At 43.3% G+C, this 19,059-nt stretch carries 15 protein-coding genes; 9 read left to right on the plus strand and 6 right to left on the minus strand.

Annotated features, from left to right (window positions below; all coding sequences use genetic code 11):
- Positions 1-19: 19 nt before the first annotated feature.
- Complete coding sequence (locus tag P2W83_RS13565) at positions 20-583, minus strand: fasciclin domain-containing protein (protein WP_276134285.1); 564 nt, start codon at positions 581-583, stop codon at positions 20-22.
- 112 nt (positions 584-695) lie between these two features.
- Positions 696-1,337, minus strand: coding sequence for a Crp/Fnr family transcriptional regulator (locus tag P2W83_RS13570; protein WP_276134286.1), 642 nt, complete (start codon positions 1,335-1,337; stop codon positions 696-698).
- Positions 1,338-1,798: 461 nt separating this feature from the next.
- Between P2W83_RS13570 and P2W83_RS13575 the strand changes: the two genes are divergently transcribed.
- The 3 genes from P2W83_RS13575 to queD all read left to right on the plus strand — a co-directional run bounded on the left by P2W83_RS13575 (position 1,799) and on the right by queD (position 4,745).
- Positions 1,799-3,451, plus strand: coding sequence for a hypothetical protein (locus P2W83_RS13575; RefSeq protein WP_276134287.1), 1,653 nt, complete (start codon positions 1,799-1,801; stop codon positions 3,449-3,451).
- Positions 3,452-3,476: 25 nt separating this feature from the next.
- Positions 3,477-3,938: an acyl-CoA thioesterase gene (locus P2W83_RS13580; protein WP_276134288.1), complete on the plus strand. Its 462-nt coding sequence runs from the start codon at positions 3,477-3,479 to the stop codon at positions 3,936-3,938.
- Positions 3,939-4,388: 450 nt separating this feature from the next.
- Positions 4,389-4,745, plus strand: coding sequence for a 6-carboxytetrahydropterin synthase QueD (gene queD, locus P2W83_RS13585; RefSeq protein WP_276134289.1), 357 nt, complete (start codon positions 4,389-4,391; stop codon positions 4,743-4,745).
- A 5-nt stretch (positions 4,746-4,750) separates the two neighbouring features.
- On the opposite strand, the gene P2W83_RS13590 is transcribed toward queD, so the two are convergent.
- Positions 4,751-5,800 (minus strand): cytochrome-c peroxidase, encoded by a 1,050-nt coding sequence (locus P2W83_RS13590; RefSeq protein ID WP_276134290.1) that lies wholly within the window; start codon positions 5,798-5,800, stop codon positions 4,751-4,753.
- 16 nt (positions 5,801-5,816) lie between these two features.
- Positions 5,817-6,539 carry an MbnP family protein gene (locus P2W83_RS13595; protein ID WP_276134291.1) on the minus strand — a complete coding sequence of 241 codons (723 nt, stop codon included), beginning with the start codon at positions 6,537-6,539 and terminating at the stop codon, positions 5,817-5,819.
- Between the two features lie 150 nt (positions 6,540-6,689).
- On the opposite strand from P2W83_RS13595, the gene hemN reads away from it, so the two are divergent.
- The 5 genes from hemN to P2W83_RS13620 all read left to right on the plus strand — a co-directional run bounded on the left by hemN (position 6,690) and on the right by P2W83_RS13620 (position 17,049).
- Positions 6,690-8,054, plus strand: a complete 1,365-nt coding sequence (hemN, locus tag P2W83_RS13600; protein WP_276134292.1) for an oxygen-independent coproporphyrinogen III oxidase — start codon at positions 6,690-6,692, stop codon at positions 8,052-8,054.
- A gap of 843 nt (positions 8,055-8,897) precedes the next feature.
- Positions 8,898-12,203, plus strand: a complete 3,306-nt coding sequence (locus tag P2W83_RS13605; RefSeq protein ID WP_276134293.1) for a tetratricopeptide repeat protein — start codon at positions 8,898-8,900, stop codon at positions 12,201-12,203.
- A complete protein-coding gene (locus P2W83_RS13610) occupies positions 12,200-14,119 on the plus strand; it encodes a DUF3857 domain-containing protein (protein WP_276134294.1) in 1,920 nt (639 codons plus the stop codon). The genes P2W83_RS13605 and P2W83_RS13610 overlap by 4 nt, the downstream gene beginning before the upstream one ends.
- A gap of 6 nt (positions 14,120-14,125) precedes the next feature.
- The gene (locus tag P2W83_RS13615; protein WP_276134295.1) at positions 14,126-16,081 is read left to right on the plus strand and encodes a DUF3857 domain-containing protein; all 1,956 of its coding nucleotides are present in this window, start codon (positions 14,126-14,128) and stop codon (positions 16,079-16,081) included.
- A gap of 161 nt (positions 16,082-16,242) precedes the next feature.
- Positions 16,243-17,049 carry a class I SAM-dependent methyltransferase gene (locus P2W83_RS13620; RefSeq protein WP_276134296.1) on the plus strand — a complete coding sequence of 269 codons (807 nt, stop codon included), beginning with the start codon at positions 16,243-16,245 and terminating at the stop codon, positions 17,047-17,049.
- Between the two features lie 2 nt (positions 17,050-17,051).
- Here the strand turns inward: P2W83_RS13620 and P2W83_RS13625 are convergent, their stop codons facing one another.
- Positions 17,052-17,441, minus strand: coding sequence for a response regulator (locus P2W83_RS13625; protein WP_276134297.1), 390 nt, complete (start codon positions 17,439-17,441; stop codon positions 17,052-17,054).
- Positions 17,442-17,561: 120 nt separating this feature from the next.
- Positions 17,562-18,083 carry a VOC family protein gene (locus P2W83_RS13630; protein ID WP_276134298.1) on the minus strand — a complete coding sequence of 174 codons (522 nt, stop codon included), beginning with the start codon at positions 18,081-18,083 and terminating at the stop codon, positions 17,562-17,564.
- 104 nt (positions 18,084-18,187) lie between these two features.
- Between P2W83_RS13630 and P2W83_RS13635 the strand changes: the two genes are divergently transcribed.
- Positions 18,188-19,027: a hypothetical protein gene (locus tag P2W83_RS13635; RefSeq protein ID WP_276134299.1), complete on the plus strand. Its 840-nt coding sequence runs from the start codon at positions 18,188-18,190 to the stop codon at positions 19,025-19,027.
- Positions 19,028-19,059: the final 32 nt, after the last annotated feature.

Below are 19,059 nucleotides of genomic sequence, written 5' to 3' on the forward strand. Positions count from 1 at the left end.
ATCATGCTGTTCAGACAACTTACTGCGGTAGCAATACACCATCTATCACGTATACAATACCGTTTGAGGCCGGCACTGTGGCCAACACTTTTGCCGTTTTGTTGATTAGGATATCTGATCCGGATTTGCTGATGGTAATATTACCACCATTCACTTGTCCTAGGCTTTGACCATCCTGTATCATGTCTTCCTTAAGCACACCAACGAACACATGATACTGTAGTATATCGGCCAGTTTCTCTTTGTTCTCATCTTTCATCAGGTCGTCAACGGTACCTGCGGGCAGCTTATCAAACGCTGCGTTAATTGGAGCGAAAACTGTAAATGGACCGGCGTTGCTAAGTGCGTCGACTAGCTCGGCCTGCTGGACGGCAGCCACGAGTGTTGAGTGGTCTTTACTTCCGACAGCTACCTGCACAACATTCTTTTGTGAGATATCATCCTGCACACCCGACTGGCCCGTTTGAGCCGGTTCGGACGTATTTGTTGTTGTATTAGATGCTGGTCTCTCTGATTCGCTGGTGCAGCTTGTTGCAAAAATTGAAGTGATTGCTGCAATAAGTACTATCGATATCTTTTTCATTGTTGAAGTGTTTTGTTGATGTGAAGTTCTAAACACTTCCAACTGGAAACTATGACATTAATCAGGAAGACTATTTATTCTGCCAATAAATGCCAATAGTAATAAGGAAAGATCAGTACTGAATATTTGCTGACCTAACAAGAGCGTTCATGTCAAGGATCTTTATTTTCTTTCCAACAAGATCTACTACTTTGGTTTGCTTGTAGTAGGCCAGTAGTCTGATAGCCGTTTCTGTTACGGTGCCCACAAGGCTGGCGATATCATCGCGCGAGAGGGTCACATTAATAGTAGCTCCATCGGGTTCAAGACCATACTTTTCTTTAAGCAACAACAGAGCTTCTGCCATTCGCTCCCTCACGGTTTTTTGTGCAATATCGGTGATGGTTTGTTCTGCGTGACCCAATTCTGATGCCAACAATTTTATTAGCTGCATGGAAAGATTAGCATCTGTTTTTATTGCTTTTAGAAAAGCATTTTTGGGAATAAAACACAGCCTGGATTCTTCAATGGCTATTGCACTTGCGGTATATTTTGTTTCGCTAAGCAATGCGCGATACCCGATTAGGCTGCCATTTATAAGAAGGCGAACAATCTGTTCTTTGCCGTCGTTACCTATATGAACCACCTTTACTTTGCCCTCGTTAATACAGAATATGCCATTCGGAAAAGAGTGCTCGCTGAAGATCGTTTGCCCTTTTTTGAAAACGATGCATGATTTATTATTATCAAACTCGTTCAGCTCCGCAGCTCCCAAAGAGCAAAATGTTGAGTTGTGCCTCGTTTTGCATGTAGCACAACTCTCATAAAACGTGTTTCTTGTCCTGTCCAAGGGTTCTCTTTTTAAGTACATTCTACACAAAATGACGAAAACCTCACCAGGGGCTTGATGACCATCGTCAGTTTATTGTATGAGATTTGTCAGGGTTCTGACTTTGGTCATATTTCGTCAAAAAAAAGAATCTGCCATTCCTATGACTAAAGTCATTTTTCAGGTTCGAGTGTGCAAATACTTTTACACCCTATTGCGCAGTTAAAAGTGGCTGTTGCAAAGTGTGTCGAAAAGAAAAGTTACCCTCAATTCATAAAGATTCTGCGTTGCATACATTTCACATTCCGGTTTTGGGCCTAGGTTATAGCATTGATACTCCAGTAAAAGTGGCTCGTTTGGGCATCGCTTCGGTTGTATCCATTGTTGAAGATGAACTAATTGAGCAAATGCGAAAATTTCATTCTGGCGAGGCTGGTGAGGAGTATGTGCCTATTACACCGGAACAGGATGACTACCGGGCAAAACGGATAACGGCCTACCTCAACTTGCTTCAGAAGATCGTGCAACAACAAATAGCGGCTTTGAAAAAAATGCCGTTTAAGATTGGTAACGAGATAGTCAAATATTTCGAACTATTGCCGCAAGGGAGCCAACAGCGAGCTGCATACGATAAAATGAGTGCCCTTCCGGAAGGAAAGGCAAAGGTCGCCATGCAGGAACATTTGCGATCGTTGGTTACGCCTGGAAGCATAGATGTGAATATTATGTCCAAAGTGGACAATCTGCGGTATGATAAAAAAGGAGACCCATTGCCCGTCGAGTATTCCGACGCTATGTCGGCTCTTCGAGGCTTTGCCCATAGTAACCTGCAGTCATCTGTTGTTTTTTCAGCCGGTTACAATCCTCGGCTATATAATTACATAGAATCGTTTCCCGATTTCTTTCCGGATAGCACCGGGGAGTTGAAAAAGAGGATCGTAATCAAGGTAAGCGATTACCGATCAGCACTGCTGCAAGGTAAGATACTTGCCAAAAGAGGACTCTGGGTTTCGGAGTTTCGCATTGAGTCTGGTCTCAATTGCGGCGGGCATGCTTTTCCTACAGATGGACTTTTGCTCGGTCCTATACTCGAGGAATTTAGAAAGAACAGAATTAATCTGGCCGCTGAATTGTTCGATCTGTGTAGGGCAAACAATGGTGGATTTCACGCACAGCCGGAGCAGCTCATTACTGTTCAGGGCGGAATTGGGACAAGTCTCGAACATCAATTTTTGTTGGATCATTACGGCGTTGATCGCACGGGGTGGGGAAGTCCATTCTTGTTGGTCCCTGAGGCGACCAGTGTCGACACCAAGACATTACAACAGCTGGCAACAGCTAGGCCGTCAGACTATTTTCTCAGCAACGCTTCTCCTTTAGGTGTGCCATTTAACAACTTCAGACCCAGCTCGTCAGAAGCGCAACGCAAACAAAGAATTAAACAAGGACGTCCTGGAAGCCCTTGTTACAAAAAATATCTTTCGTCCAATACCGAGTTTACAGAGCGGCCAATTTGTACTGCGTCGAGACTATACCAGAAATTGAAGGTGGAAGAGCTAAGCGAAAGGGGCGATGAACAGGCTAAGCACGAGATAGATTTAGTTTTGGAAAAAGACTGCTTGTGTGAAGGGTTGGTTGCGCCGGCATTGATCAAAAATGATCTGCCGCCATCTCACAACCTGACTGCGGTAACGATATGTCCGGGACCGAACCTGGTATATTTCTCTGGTGTGTTCTCATTGCAGCAAATGATTGGTCATATATACGGCAGAAACAATTTGCTTAATGGCGAACCTCGCCCAAACATGTTTGTAAATGAGCTCCGAATGTATGTGGATTACCTCAAAAAGCAAGTTGACAAAATCAGTACTTCAAAACAGGTGAAGCAATTAGTATTGTTTAAACAGAACCTGCTTGCCGGTATAGCTTATTACGAAAACCTTCTAAATAAGATGGTGAACTGGGATGATACCTACCTGGAAAAAATGCGGCAGCAGCTTGAGTATATTCTTGGTGAGCTATGCATAATTGAGGTGCCAGTTGCTACAGAAGTGTGTTAGTCTCCCAATTCCTTCCAAAATGCGAATGAAGAAAACTAAATCAACGACCGAGTCTGAGGTAGTGATGACAGAAGTTGTCTATCCTAACGATGCAAACCCCATGGGAATGTTGCAAGGTGGAAGATTGGTTCAATGGATGGACACCGCATCGGCAGTGTGTGCACAAACTCATGCAGGTCGCATAGCCGTCACTGCTCTTCTCGATAAAGTTGTTTTTAAAAGTCCAGCCAGGGTCGGCGATATTATCACTATTAACGCAAAGCTGGTAGCCGCCTTTAGTACCTCAATGGAAGTGTGTGTCCAGGCATGGGCCAGGAAGGTAATAAGCGGGGATAAACATCCTGTGTGTGAAGCGTATTTTACATTCGTTGCGCTTGATGGGAATGCCAAACCAGCTTCCGTGCCAAAACTGAAATTAAAGACAGCAGAAGAACAGGTATTATTTGAGCAGGCAGAGTCTAGAAAGCTGCAGCGAAGTAAAGGGTAAAAGCGATGGCGGAGCGAACAGGTTTGCAAGCCGAGATATTGGGTTTCATTCGCAGTAGTAATGTAGCGACAATTTGTTGCAGCGATGGCAGCTCAGTGCATGCCTTTTGTTGCTTTTATGCTTTTGATAGTAATGGCATACAGCTCATATTTAAGTCTAAAGCCGACGCAAGACATTGCCACATACTCAGCCAGAACCCCTGTGTGTCGGGGACAATAATATCTTCGGGAGCTTCCATTCTCAATAATAAAGGCATTCAATTTGAAGGCCTGGTAATTCCTCGCTCGGCATCAGCAGAGCACAGATACTATTTAAAGTACTTTTTTGCGATTGGTGTCGAGGGTGACCTATACACCATTCGCATCGATCAAATAAAATATACTTCGAGCACAAGCGGCAAGAGGCTAAAGCTTGCGTGGGCCAGAAATAACGAATAAAAGAGCTATAATAATGATGTTAGTATTTAAAGAGTTTACCTTTGACGCTGCACACTACCTCCCCAATTTGCCAGAGGGGCATAAATGTAGGGGGCTTCACGGTCATACATATCGATTAAAGGTGTCGGTAGAAGGTGAGATGGATATTGCAAATGGTTGGGTCATAGATTTTGCCGAACTGAAAAAAGCTGTTTTGCCGATCATTGATCTGGTTGATCATAAGCTGTTGAATGAAGTAGACGGGCTGGACAATCCTACCTGTGAGATAGTTACTGTATGGTTATGGAATAAACTTAAGCCCATTCTTCCGGGCTTAAGTTCCATCGAGCTGTATGAAACGCCAACTTCTGGTACCTTTTACAACGGATAAGGCTGTTATTCAGGTTTGCCAAGTTTGGGGTCTGTGATGAATGTGGAATCCGTCAGCGTTTTTAGGAATGCAACTAGCTGCTTCTTTTCCATTTCAGTCAGATTAAGCCCTTTTTCCTTTCCTGGTTTGGTCATAATTGGATCCACGGTGCTAACGCGTTTAACACCGGAGTTATAAAACTCAACAACCTGTTCAAGCGTGGTAAAACGTCCGTCGTGCATATAATGATCGCGGAGGGCGACATTGCGAAGATTTGCTGTTCGGAATTTTCCCATGTCGGCTGCGTTGCCAGTTACATTGAATAGTCCTTTGTCAATGGTTTTTAAGTAGGGGCTATCTAGGCCCGTATTATGGAAAAGGTTGTCTGTCATTATCGGATTGACGTGGCAATGAAAACAGTCTCCCTTCTCTGTTGTAAATATCCGGTACCCCATGTATTCATCTTGCGACAAGTTTACTCTTCCTTGCATGAACCTTTCAAATTTGGTATCCTTCGAAACGAGGGTTCTGATAAATTGAGCTAAAGCGTACGATAGTTCCTTATAACTGATATTGTCTGCACCGTAGTATTTCTTAAATAGGTCACGGTATTTGGTGCTTGCATTCATTTTGTCCAAATCCGTGCCGAAGAATTCGCTCACTTCAAATAGCATAAGTTCCTCCACAGTGCCTTTTTTCGACCCATCCCACATGTAGTTTGTGTTCCAGGCAAGATTGACGTGAGGGAGAACCGGCATCATGCCGGCATAGAGACCGGGAACGGTAAACCCTTTCTCCTGTAGGTGGCAGGAGGCGCAAGCTCTTCCGTCTCTGGAGAGGATCGGGTCGTAATAGAGCATGCGCCCCAGTTGAATCCGCTCTTCGTAAAGTTTATTATCATCCGGAATGTATGCCTTTGGAAAATATGCGGGGTACGGTAGTTCATAAGGGGTCATTTTTACTACCGTGTCAACCGGCGGGGTAGGCGGTGGAGGGTCATTTTCCTTTTTGCAAGATATGAGAGTAGTGGCAAGCGTCACACCGAGTATTGCAGCTATAATATTTCCTTGTTTCATAAAGATATTTTATTGATCATTTCACCGTGAAAACGTCAGTTCCGTTTTCCTTTAATTTTAACATCAGTGCTTCATTTCCCATACTGTATACACCATCCTTTGAGAAGTCATATTGATGTGGGCTGCGAAACCATTCGTTGATATTCATCGTCATTGCCAACGGATTTTGAGTATGTTCATTAAGTAAATACGCGCAATGAAAACCAGCAGCAACCTGGTATCCAGGTTTTCCGAGATGCATTGCAAAGCCAGGGGTTTGAGTGCCATCGTTCCAGCGGCCTTCCAATTTTAGAAAGTGATATCCTCCTCCCATCATTTGGGGCCAGTCCATCACCGCATTTTCCATCGTGGATGACAGTCCGCCGGAGACGTTGTATTTCGGAGTCACTCCGATCAGAAAACTTACTGAGTCGATGTATTTAAATGGAAAGTCTTCAAACATGATCGGCCCCTTAGCGGCTGTGCGGGCATCAACGTAAATAACCGTGTCGATATGCTCCACCAATTGTCTGTTGCCATAAAATTTGAAGTCGCTAAGAAAATACTGGAGGCGCTCAATACTGTAAGTATTGCCTGCTTCATTTCTATAGGTAAGCTCATCCCACACCATGGGTTTGCCATCTACGTTATGGTTTATTTGTATTCGCAAAGTGCCGGCTCGCTTTTCGTCCGATTTCTTACAGCTAAAGACCAATGTGGCCATTAGGAGACATGTTGCGGTATAGATGATCGTTTTCACATGCTTTTATTTATCTGCAAGATTGACCAAGTTCAGCAAACGAAATATGACCAATGTCATATTATGGGCACGGTCAGGAGGGGCGCTGACAGCGGTCAGTAATTAGGCATGGTACCCGGCGTAATTTGCGTACCAGCTAATGAATGTTGTATGGAAGACCTCCAACTGGCGAAGAAGTATAATGTGCCTGTTCCCAGATATACCAGCTATCCAACGGTGCCTTACTGGAAGGACAAGATCGATGCGAAAGACTGGGCAAATGAGTTTACAAGCCGGTTTAAGCAGGATAATAATGCTGCCGGGATAAGTGTGTATATACACCTGCCATTCTGTGAATCGCTTTGTACGTATTGCGGATGCAATAAAAAGATAACCACTAATCATGGGGTGGAAGGAGACTATATAGACGCCGTTCTAAAGGAATGGAGATTATACCTCGATCTCGTTGACGAAAAACCATTGATACGGGAATTGCATCTGGGGGGCGGTACGCCGACCTTCTTTTCGCCGAAAAACCTGGAAAGGCTGATCAATGGCATCTTGCATGGAGCGCACAAAGCAAACGACGCTGAATTTAGCTTCGAAGGACACCCCAATAATACTACAAAAGAACATTTACAGGCTTTATACAACCTCGGATTTCGGCGAGTAAGTTTTGGCGTTCAGGACAATGATCCCGAAGTGCAGCGAGTGATAAACAGAATTCAACCATTTGAAAAAGTGGCCGCTGTGACTGCGTGGGCGCGAGAGCTCGGCTACCGGTCGATAAATTTTGATCTTATCTATGGCTTGCCACTGCAGCACATGGATGGCTTAAGAAAAACAATAGCTGATTGTATCCGTTTGCGCTCGGATAGGGTGGCTTTCTATAGTTACGCGCATGTGCCGTGGACAAGTCGCGGACAAAGATTATTTGACGAGAAAGATCTACCCGGCCCGGAAGATAAATTGCAGCTGTATTTAGCAGGTAAAAAGCTTTTTCTTGATGGCGGTTATAGTGACATTGGCATGGATCATTTTTCCGTACCTGGAGATGATTTACATCAAGCGTGGAAATCCGGACACCTGCATCGCAACTTCATGGGTTACACCACACAAAAGACAACGATGCTGATCGGTTTAGGTGTCTCGGCAATTAGCGATATCGGAACAGCCTTTGGCCAAAATGCGAAGGCACTTCACGACTACTACCGTCTGTTGGATGAAAATGTCTTGCCATTGCAAAAGGGCATATTTCTGACGGAGGAAGATATTGTCTTCAGACGCTATATACTTGATCTCACCTGTAAGGGCAAAACGAGTTTTGTCGAGCAATGTTATGAAGCTCTCAAAGAGTTTACTTTTCCGCAGCTAAACCTATTACAAAAAGACGGTCTGGTTAAGTGCACAGAACATGACGTAACTATAACCGACATAGGAATGCAGTTTGTCAGGGTGATATCTAGTGCGTTTGATCTGCATTTGTTGCGGAACACCGGATATAAAACAACCCAAACATTTAGTAAAGCGGTTTAATTGATCAACGAACCATCACCTGGTGACTAGTGAAGGGATATTTGCTTAATACACGTGTTAAAACGAGTTAAGACAAGCAAAAATTATTGTTACAATAAAACATCAAATTTACATTTTAGCAACAGGCCAAAACCCACATACATTGCTGGTTATTATTATCAGAAATCGTACCTTTGTAAGGTTAGACAGGAAACTGCGAAACACAAACCGCATGGGCACATGTTGATGATGTTTGTGTATTTGCTATAGTAAATTCTATCACCCAATGGCGAAAGATCAAATTGACGGCCAAACGGCCAATACCTGGATAGGTTAGTCTGGTAAAAACGCTCAGGCTGTAACATTTCTTCTCATAACTGGTAGCGGCAACAAAGGTTATCATTTCTGCAAACGCAATATTTTATGCGGAATCTTTTCAAGTTATTATCCCTCCAAATTTGGCTGTGCAAATGTCGCATGCAGAACAATGTTGTTTCTAAAAATGCCACAAAACGACAACAAACGGCAACAATTTTTGACGGAATGTCTTGTCCAATATAGTGAATCAAGTCAGGGTCAGGAGGGAGGCGATTCGACAGCCTTTCCTGCCATTTTCTATCTGATTAGCGGTTTTAGTGATCATTTAGTAAGCTAATTATTCCCCAAAGCCTGTGCAATGTTCAAAAAAAATAAATGTGTGCCGAAGCCCCTGCTGAAATAGGTATTGGCATTCCACTTGTCTGCTATCGATAATAGTTCCAGTTGCCACTGGGCTTGCTTTCATAACTGTGTAAAACTTATACTTCTGTATGCAAAAAAGGAAAATTCTATTATTTTTAGTCGACAGATTTTCAAACCTATTATATGCCAAGATTCACTATTGTTGGGTTCACGTCCCTTATCCTTTCGTCTCTATCCTTTTTTGCTTCAAATGCAGTTGCTCAAAATTCCCTGAAGGATTCAAAACTGCTTATTAATAAAGGTATCGAGTTATTCGAAGAAGACAAGTACAAAGAGGCTCTTACCTACTTTTTACAAGTGCCTGAGGGAGACACTAATTTTTCGACCGCTAAATACGAAACCGTACTTACTTACCTGGCTGACAGCGCTTTTGAGCGCTCTACACAGGTGGCGTTTGAAGGCATGAAGTTGACGAACTCAGACAAACGGCAACTGCTGTACCTCGTGGCGCACGCGTATGACTACCGGGGAAAAACGGATAGTGCCGTTTATTTCTACGATAGTTTAGCCCGCGCCTATCCAACCGATAATCTTGCGTATTATGAAAAATCGGTAGTGTACTATCAAAAGCATGATTTTGATAAGGCGATACAGCTACTAGAGAAGGCGCTGATGATAAACCCCTACCACTATCGCTCGCATGCGGTGCTGGGGAATATCTATTTGCAGCAAGGCAGGCTAACCGAGGCATTTATGGCCAGCGCAGCATCATTGTTGTTTACTAATGATGCCAAGGTGGCTAGTGGCGCGATCACATCGTTGGGCGCTATAGCCCGGCAAAGCCAGGAAGTATCAGACTATTACGACCAGCGCAAAGACGATATTGAGCTATACAACGAAATAGACGAGATCATCCACGCAAAACTGGCGCTGAACAAAGGCTACAATATTACTTCGGTGATGGGAGAAGAGAATATAGTAAAAGTAGCGCATGCTATTATGGAAAAGCTCTCGTATGATAAGAGATCGACGAATTTTGCGATGCAATATTATGTTCCGCTATTCCAGGAGGTTTACCAGAAGGGCATGTTCGATCCGTTCATGTTACTCCTGTTTTCCAATTATGGCATAGAGGTAGTTGAACAATATGCAAAGAAGCAAAAACGGGACATGTCCGAAGTGAAAAAGTTGGTATTCCCTTACTGGGACCATGTGATATCGACTCGCACACTCGAATATTACAAACGTGAAAAGGCACCCATGTTGTACGCATACAATCAAAATAGTGGTACCTATATAGTAGGCAACTTAGTTATGGAGAAAGGTGATATTGCGTTCAGGGAAGGGCATACAAAACTTTACGATGATGCGCACCTTGTCGCAGAAGGAAAATTCAACAATAACGGCAATAAAGAAGGTCTGTGGCGTTATTACTACTCCAACGGAATATTGCGCCTTACTGAAACGTATAAGAACGGTGTGATACAAGGAGAGGCCCACGAATATCGCAACAACGGTTTCCTCTCAGAGGTGCGTAAATACAACAACTCCGGAGAGCTGACCGAGGAACAGGAGTATACGTACAATGGTATACTTGATAATACTACTATCATTCAGCCTGATAAGGAAAACGAGGTCATTGCATACCATCTTGACGGACGAAAACAGACAACGCTGAAAGTAAAGAACGGTTCACTGGTGGACGGTAAGTACAAGTGGTTCTACAGCAACGGGAGCCTGGAAAAGGAGATGGAAATACTGGACGGAAAGACCTCCGGAGAATACAAGGAGTATTATGACAATGGCCGGTTGAAAGAGCATGGGATTTACCGAAAAGGCGATCGCGATGGGCTATATACTACATATTATGAGAATGGCAAAAAGGAATCGGAACTGAACTATAAAAGCGGTGAGGGTGATGGCGAACAAATATCGTATAATGAACGTGGGCAAGTGATTTCGAAGACTGCCTTCAAGGGCGGCAAACGCAATGGCAAAGACATTCGGCTTAGCGATGAAAGAGAATACTACATCATCGATTATAAAAATGACGTACCTATAGGGTACACGTTTAAAGGCCCTGATGGTAGAGAGATAAAAGAAGCGTCAAAAAATCTGTCATCACTAAAGGTGTATTATGCCAATGGTAATCTAAAAGCAGATTTGCCGTTAAAAGAGGGAATGGTAAATGGACAAGCAAAGTACTATTTTAATACCGGCAGTCTTCGTGAAGTTGTGAATTTTGAGGATGATATACGAGATGGCACCGCTAAAGAATACTATAAGAATGGTAAACTCTATATGGTATCCGAATATGTAAAAGGAGAGCACACTGGCTCATATAAAGGATATTATATTAATGGCCAACTACAAGGAGAAGGATGGCTTATTAATGATAAGAAAGAAGGGATTTGGCGATTTTACAACGTAGCCGGCAAACTGGAGCGAGAAGCTTTCTATCTGAATAACCAGGTCAACGGCCCCTCAAGGCACTATGATGGTAATGGAAAGATCAAATACATGGACTATTACGATAGGGATCTGATCGTGCGTATGGAGCAGTATAACAATGCAGGAAAGATCGTTCACGAGCAGTCGTTCTCTATGGGAACTGGTAAGTACTATTTCATTTTCCCTAACGGTAATATTTCATTCGAGGCGCAGTTGAAGAATGGTCAATATGAAGGAGCTTACACTTCTTATTATCCGGATAAGACAGTGAAAGAAACAGGCTTTTATAAGAATGGCGAAAGGGACAGCTTTGTGATCAGCTATTTCCCAGGCGGGCAGGAAAGCAGTAAAGGTCATTTCCGTAATGGCAGGAAAGACGGCAAATGGACACACCATAGTTTTGACGGCAAGCTGGAACGCGAGACTGACTATGTGAAGGGGGATGAACACGGTAAGGATAAAGTATACCTGCATGGTGAATTGCGACATGAGTATAATATGGATTATGACTATATGGACGGAGATCAGATATTTTATGGTGAGGGGAAGAAGATAGCTCTTGTACATAGCTTCAAGGAGCACTGTATCATAGGATACACCTATGAAAGCAACGATGGCAAGCTCCAGCCGCTAGTACCGGTGAAGAACGGCACCGCTAAGATCGTATCTTATTACCCAAATGGTAAAAAGGCAATGGAGCTGAATATGCGGGAAAATATGTATGAAGGCAAGATGACAACTTATTATAGCAACGGTAATGTAGCCGATGAAAAGACTTATTCTGGCAGGGAACTGAATGGTCCGTTCAAATGTTTCTACCTGGACGGGAAACCATCTTACGAAGCGACCTACAAGGACGATGTGTTGAACGGAGAAGAGAAATTATATGGGGCTAATGGAAAACTTTTGATACACGCGAATTTTGTGATGGGAGAGCAACATGGGCCACAGATGTATAGTGACCCTAAAACTGGCAGGAGCTATAAGCTCACTTATGAACATGGCGCACTGTTAACTATGGAAAATCTAAGCATGTGAGGAAGATATTAACGCTGTTGTTGCTTGTTGGAATTCATTATGCCAACGGCCAGGAACAAGAATTGATTTGGGCGCAGAAATACAAGGGTGAAAACGCAGTGGTAACTAGCCATAAGCAACACCTGCAGGTGAAAGTGGAAGACGGGGGAATAAAAGGATTTATGGAGGTGGAAAAGGAAATCTTGTTGCTTACCGATATCGCCCCGGGTCTGTATAATAATGCGAATGTGTACCACAGCGCCTTTGGTACGCTAAAGAATGTTGAAGGGTATTCACTCATACCAGCAAAAAAAGGTTATGATAAGCTGAGGGTAAAGGATTTTAAAGAAGTAAAATCGACATCAGAAGGCATTTTTTATGATGACAATCACGAGACCATTTTATCGTATCCCGGACTTGTAAAAGGGGCGAAGACAGTTTTGAGGTACGAAATAGAACATGCGGATCTTCATTTTATGCCTTCGCACTATTTCCAGACCTATATTCCGATAATAAGATCGGAGTTTAGTGTGACGGTACCAAAAGATGTAAAGCTTAAATGGCAGTTGAGAGGACAGAATACGAACCAGGTAAAACAAACTGTTGAGGAAAGCGGAAATAAGATTACCTATACCTGGATAGCTGAAAATCTTAGTAAGTTCAATATATATGAAGATGCGCCGAACACTTCTTATTACCTGCCTCATCTGCTTTTGTATATCGATAGCTACAAACCGACCAGGAATGAAAGTCCAAAGAAGGTGTTTGGTACGGTAGACGATTTGAACAGCTTTTATTACACCTTCATCAAGGATGTGAACACAAAGCCTGATGAGCATCTAAAAAAGCTTGTCGCGGAGATAACCAAAGACGCTGCGAGTGATAAGGAAAAGGCAAAGAAGATATACCAATGGGTGCAGCGCAATATAAAATATGTAGCCTTCGAAGATGGTATGGGCGGCTTTATACCGCGGGAAGCACACGTAGTTTGCCAAAGGAAATATGGCGATTGCAAAGACATGGCAGGATTGCTTGTGACCATGTGCAAAGAAGCACAGTTAAGGTCGTACTATACCTGGATCGGTACGCGCAAACTCCCTTATAAATACCAGGAAACCCCACTTCCAGTGGCAGATAACCACATGATATGCGCAGTAGAACTTGATGGTCAGTTTGTTTTTATGGATGGCACGGATGCTAATATACCCTTTGGTATTCCCCCTTATGATCTGCAGGGCAAAGATGCATTGGTGCACATAGATAGGGACCATTATAAAGTGATCACGGTTCCTGTGATATCTAGTTTGGAGAACCTAACGGTTGATTCTACCCGTGTTTCGCTTACCGGAAAGGGATTGGCAGGATCTGTAGCACTTAACATTAAAGGGTACGATGCGTGGAGACTGGAGCAAATGATGATGTACCGGAATAGCAAGGAAAAAGAAGACGCGATAAAGGCAATAACCACCCGTGGTTCTAACAAGTATATCCAGAAAGAATTTGACTTCAAAGCATTGCCTGATAAAACAGTGCGCGCATATTCAACCTTTGATATACAGGACTACGCCCAGCAGGTGGGGAAAGAATGGTACATAAACCTGAATCTACAGCGCAGCTATGAAAATCAGTGGATAGACATAAAAGAAAGAACAGCGCCACAGGAAAACAACTTTAAGAATATTACCAGGCAGATTGTGACCATCGAAATACCCAAGGGCTACCATGTCAGCTACCTGCCTCCCCCGTTTGAAAAAGGATCGGATAGATTGTTAAAGTGCAGGATTAGCTACGAGAATGCAGGTAAAGAAGTGAGACTGATGAAAGAATTTGTGATGAACACACTTTATCTTGAGCCTGGACAGTTTGAAGAGAACAATGAACTGGTCGAGGAATTAAGAAAACAATACAAGGAATCTATAATACTCAAAGCAGATTAAACCATTATGAAAAGACTACTATTAAGCCTTGCAACGCAGTGCCTTATCTCAGCTTCAGCCAGCGCACAATACAACTTGCCTGTAACCTGGGAAGCCCGTCCTAAATTGCACCGTATACCTAATGAGCTAATGAATGAATCCGGAGTATTCATTCTGGACAGCAGGCACATTGAGTACAGGCAGGAGAATAACAATACTTTCGTGTACCGCACTATGCACCGTATTATTAAAGTGCTGGACGATAAAGGGATCGAGAATTTTAACAAGATCGAAATACCCATTGGTCACAATGAAATAGAACGCATACAGGCAAGGACTATTCTTGCAGATGGCACAGTGAAAGAAGTACAACAGGATAAGATAAAACGCAGCAAAAATGAGCAGGGGCAGGACTCCTACATCTTTGCTATGGAAGGAGTGGAGAAAAATGCAGAAGTGGAACTGATGTACCGCGAAAAGAAAGATTTTGCCGTATTTGGTGGTGAACAACTACAGTTTGGCATACCAACTGTTAAGGCAGAGTTCATGCTCGTTGTACCGGAAGGAGTGCGATTCGAGACCAAGGGATATAACGGATTCCCATCGACAAAGGACAGCATAATAGGTGGTAAGCATTTCTACTATGCTACGACTAGCAACATACCTGCGCTTGACGAAGAGCAATATAGTAACAGAGAAGCATTCCTGATGAATATAGCCTATCGTATGAGCTATATGGATAAAGAAAATCCCGACGTCAAATTGTTTACATGGAATGATCTTGCTAAGAGGCTGTACAACAACTACTACCAGATCACGGATAAGGATAAAAAGGTGATAGGGAAATACCTGACGTCCATAGGCGTTTCAGACCAGGACGATGATGAGCAGAAAATAAGGAAGATAGAGGACGCCATGAAGAGCAATATCAATATGAGTGACGACATCAATGATGAATCGTACCTGAAGTTTGACAAGATAGTAGATAAGAAGCTCACCACGGAGTCTGGCTTTACTGCATTCTTCCTGGCCTGTTTGCAAGTGGCCAATATCGCTCATGAATATGGACTTACCTCTAACCGCTTTCTTAATCCATTGGATGATAAGTTCGAGAATTGGAACCCTCTGGATATTTCTATCGTTTATTTCCCAAAGTTGAAGAAATACCTTTCCGTAAACGGAATATTCTACCGTATGCCGTTTATACCAACAGCCGCTGCAGGCAATAAAGGCGTGTTTTTAAAAACAACTACACTTGGTGGTATGACCTCCGCTATTGCCTCTGTGCGTAAAATTCCGTTCATGCCGATTGAAGCTTCTAATCACAACATTGAAGCGGATATTAAGTTTGGTGTAGAGATGACACCACAGGTTGATATAAAAATGGTATATGAAGGTTACAGTGCCAACGGTATACGAGAAGGCTTTATCTACGTGCCAAAGGATAAGGAAAAAGAACTGGTCCAGTCACTCGTAAGTGTGGCATCAAAGCCTGAGTACATCAAATCTTATAAGGTGGAGAACGCCGCCTTCAACAACTATTACGATAACAAACCACTCAATGTGATCGCCACGGCAGAAGCACCTCAACTAATGGAAAAAGCAGGCCCTAAATACCTGTTCAAATTAGGCGATGTGATAGGGCGTCAGGTTGAGATGTACCAGGAGAAAGAACGTAAGCTGCCTATAGACATGGCATTCCCTCATACGCTCTACCGCACAATTACGCTGAATATTCCGGATGGTTACAAAGTATCAAACCCCGAGACCATCAAAATGATGGTAGAGCACAAGGCTATATCGGGAGAACAAACCATGGCTTTTATTTCCGATTACAAAATGGATGGTAAAAAAATGCGTATCACAGTAAAAGAATTTTACAGCCAGGTAAACTACCCAGTCAGCGATATAGAGATATTCAAGAAGGTCATTAATGCCGCCGCAGATTTCAATAAGGTGGTGCTAGTGCTAGAGAAAGGATAAGTATCTCAAATAAATAAGTCACAAATTGGTTCGACAACCTCTCTTGTCGGACTTGTATGAAAGTCGCTATGGTAGCGACTTTCGCAGTTTTAATCGACACCATTGGCGATAGCATTGGCCGTTTTGTCTCGATGTTGTATCTTTTCTGTAATTCCTTTTCTATGAAAACAACGGGAAATTATATAATTGCCGGGGGCGAAGAAGGTAAAAAACGCCTGGAAGTACTTTCTGAAGTACTGTACCCTTACGAGACAGCTTTACTACAGCAACAAGGTCTTTCAAATGGCATGTCTTTTCTGGATGTGGGCTGTGGCGGCGGTCATATCTCGCTTATGGTTGCTGGCATTGTTGGCGATACCGGCCATGTAACAGGAATTGATTTTGATAAAGACATCATAGAACTCAATCGAAAGGAAGCTATCGAACAAGGTATAACAAACGTATCCTATGAAGAGCTAAGTGCGTATGATATGAAGTACGCGAGCGAGTTTAACATGGCATATGCGCGTTTCCTTTTATCTCATCTTACTGACCCTTTAGGAGTTTTAAAGAATATGGTTGCCAGTGTTAAGTCCGGTGGCCGTATAATTGTGGAAGACATACATTTCATCGGACATTTCTCTTTTCCTGAATGCAAGGCGTTTGACGATTATGTGTCGTTGTTTACTACTGCAGCGTTGCAGCGTAGACAGAATGCGAACATAGGTCCTGCGCTTCCATCTTTATTCGCAGAAGCTGGATTGGATAATATTGGCTTCGATGTGATACAGCCGGTCTTTAGCAAAGGCAATGGCAAATGGATGGCGTACATAACTATGGACAAGATAAGAGATGCGGTGAAGGCGCAAGGACTGGCAAATGAAGTGACCATTCAGCGGATACTAAACGAGATAGAAACCTTCACCAAAGATGACACAACAATTATCAGCCTGCCGCGGTTTTTCAGAGTTTGGGGCACAAAGGAATGAGGCTAGAGGTTCCTCAACGCGTCCATGCTCAGAGGCTTATTGATAAACGACTTGACATATTCGTTACTCAGGGCATGTTGTTTATCATCTTCCAGAATGGATGATGTGAGCATAACAATGGACCGTTTCCTAATGCCCACCGGCAATTTCTTGTATTCACTCAAAAACTGAAAGCCGTTCATGCCGGGCATGTTCACATCCAGGAAGATCAATTCGGGGATCGCATCAGGATTTTCTGACAAGGTGTCAAGATATTTAAGCGCATCACAGGCAGAATTGATGCAGATGGTGTTTTTGGCAAATTGTGTTATGCGCATCACCTTTTCTGCTATAAAGCAGTCTAGTTCTGTATCATCCACTATCAGTACCTTATCGTATTTGTAAGCCTGCATCTGGTTGCCAACGATTGTCTTACAAACCTACGTTGCCGCACAATGCCGCAGTACCGTTAAAAAACGGTGCTATTGTTAATGATTGGTTATTGTGATTGAGTTAGATTATTGACCCGAAGCTTACTTATCCAATTCTGAAAGCAGGTCTGCCAGGTCGAGGCGCTGAGTATACATATCTAATGATCCGTCTTCTTTGATGGGCCATTCTTCTTTTGGCCGATCGCGGTACAGTTCTACGCCATTCCCATCCGGGTCATCCAGGTATACAGCCTCAGATACACCATGATCGCTGGCTCCTGTAAATGGATAGTTACGGTCGATCAGTCTCTTTACAATAACTGCCAGATCCTTACGGCTAGGGTAGAGTATCGCTGTATGGAATAATCCTACCGATCGTGGATTGGCAGCGGGTTTTCCTTTACTGTACCAGGTGTTAAGGCCTATGTGATGATGATAGCCCCCAGCAGATATGAAAGCGGCGTCCTCTCCATAAGTAGTGGTCAGCTCAAAGCCAAGAAGCCCACAGTAAAATTCCAGGGCTTTATCAAGGTTGCTAACCTTCAGATGTACGTGACCTATAGTGGTTTGTGTCGGTACCTTATAGTCGTTCATTGTTTCGACCGGTGCCTTTGATTCGTTCATAATGAGTGGTTTCGTCCTCTAAATTTAGATGAGTTTTATCAATTCCTTCTTTCGAACATGCCAATAATTATTAGTTTATAGTATTTAATGACTAACTTGATGTTATGTTAGGCAGTTCGCTTCAATGGCTTATCAATGCATGGCTGGTTACCACCGGAAAGGTGTGCAGTTTCAAAAAATATCCCTGGCTCAAAGGGCCTATGTCTGAAGTGCTGCACATTGGTAGCGGCTATTACGAACGCTTTGCTTCTTCAATGGGATTGATCGTAGAGAACGCCCCAGAAGGAGGACTGCTTAACGATTTCAGGGTTGCTATTTCCGACGATGATCCCCTGAAGTCCCTACTCAATCCGCGTATAGCTGAGTTTTACGAACATACAGCCCGCTATAAGCTCGAAGTATGGTCGCAGTGGTATGCTCCAATGAGTTTCTTTGCCCGGATACTGATCGGGAGCCTGAGCACTAAAATGGATCAGCTGAACATACCACTATACCCGTTGGAAACCAGCAGAGGTATGAGCAATGAGGTGCTACGTCTTGTAGATCCCAAGACCGGCGAACTGCACTATGCCTGCTGGTTACGCAAGTCGATACTGTCCGGCAGGGTAGTATATGCCGGTTTCTATTCCACCTGTATCATCGAAGGCAACCGCTATGTTCGGGTGGTGTTTCCGCTTCCTAAAGGCAATGTAACGGTATTGCTTAAGACAATTGTCCAGGAAGACGGATCTGTCAAGCTACTGTCGCATGGCAAAAAGATAGGCGATGCAGGCTACTACCGGGTACGCAAGCATGGCAATGATGCCGTAAAGGTCAAATATATTCCTCTAAAGGAAAGCATACATGTGTATGAGGACAAATACGGAGTACTGCGAACTGACCACGAATTTTGGTTTGTTGGTATCAAGATGCTTGACCTGCATTACAAGATCATGGAAGTATGACCGGCTGATTGGTTCGTTTCTTTCAAAGAACT

Source organism: Polluticoccus soli (genome assembly GCF_029269745.1).
In the GTDB taxonomy this organism is placed as follows: domain Bacteria; phylum Bacteroidota; class Bacteroidia; order Chitinophagales; family Chitinophagaceae; genus Polluticoccus; species Polluticoccus soli.

Bases quoted from the DNA above. Each gene is read 5' to 3' on its own strand.
- hemN (WP_276134292.1), top strand. From the start codon at position 6,690: ATGGAAGACCTCCAACTGGCGAAGAAGTATAATGTGCCTGTTCCCAGA.
- P2W83_RS13590 (WP_276134290.1), bottom strand. From the start codon at position 5,800: ATGAAACAAGGAAATATTATAGCTGCAATACTCGGTGTGACGCTTGCC.
- P2W83_RS13605 (WP_276134293.1), top strand. From the start codon at position 8,898: ATGCCAAGATTCACTATTGTTGGGTTCACGTCCCTTATCCTTTCGTCT.
- P2W83_RS13630 (WP_276134298.1), bottom strand. From the start codon at position 18,083: ATGAACGAATCAAAGGCACCGGTCGAAACAATGAACGACTATAAGGTA.
- P2W83_RS13635 (WP_276134299.1), top strand. From the start codon at position 18,188: ATGTTAGGCAGTTCGCTTCAATGGCTTATCAATGCATGGCTGGTTACC.
- P2W83_RS13580 (WP_276134288.1), top strand. From the start codon at position 3,477: ATGAAGAAAACTAAATCAACGACCGAGTCTGAGGTAGTGATGACAGAA.
- P2W83_RS13575 (WP_276134287.1), top strand. From the start codon at position 1,799: ATGCGAAAATTTCATTCTGGCGAGGCTGGTGAGGAGTATGTGCCTATT.
- P2W83_RS13625 (WP_276134297.1), bottom strand. From the start codon at position 17,441: ATGCAGGCTTACAAATACGATAAGGTACTGATAGTGGATGATACAGAA.
- P2W83_RS13620 (WP_276134296.1), top strand. From the start codon at position 16,243: ATGAAAACAACGGGAAATTATATAATTGCCGGGGGCGAAGAAGGTAAA.
- P2W83_RS13565 (WP_276134285.1), bottom strand. From the start codon at position 583: ATGAAAAAGATATCGATAGTACTTATTGCAGCAATCACTTCAATTTTT.
- queD (WP_276134289.1), top strand. From the start codon at position 4,389: ATGATGTTAGTATTTAAAGAGTTTACCTTTGACGCTGCACACTACCTC.
- P2W83_RS13615 (WP_276134295.1), top strand. From the start codon at position 14,126: ATGAAAAGACTACTATTAAGCCTTGCAACGCAGTGCCTTATCTCAGCT.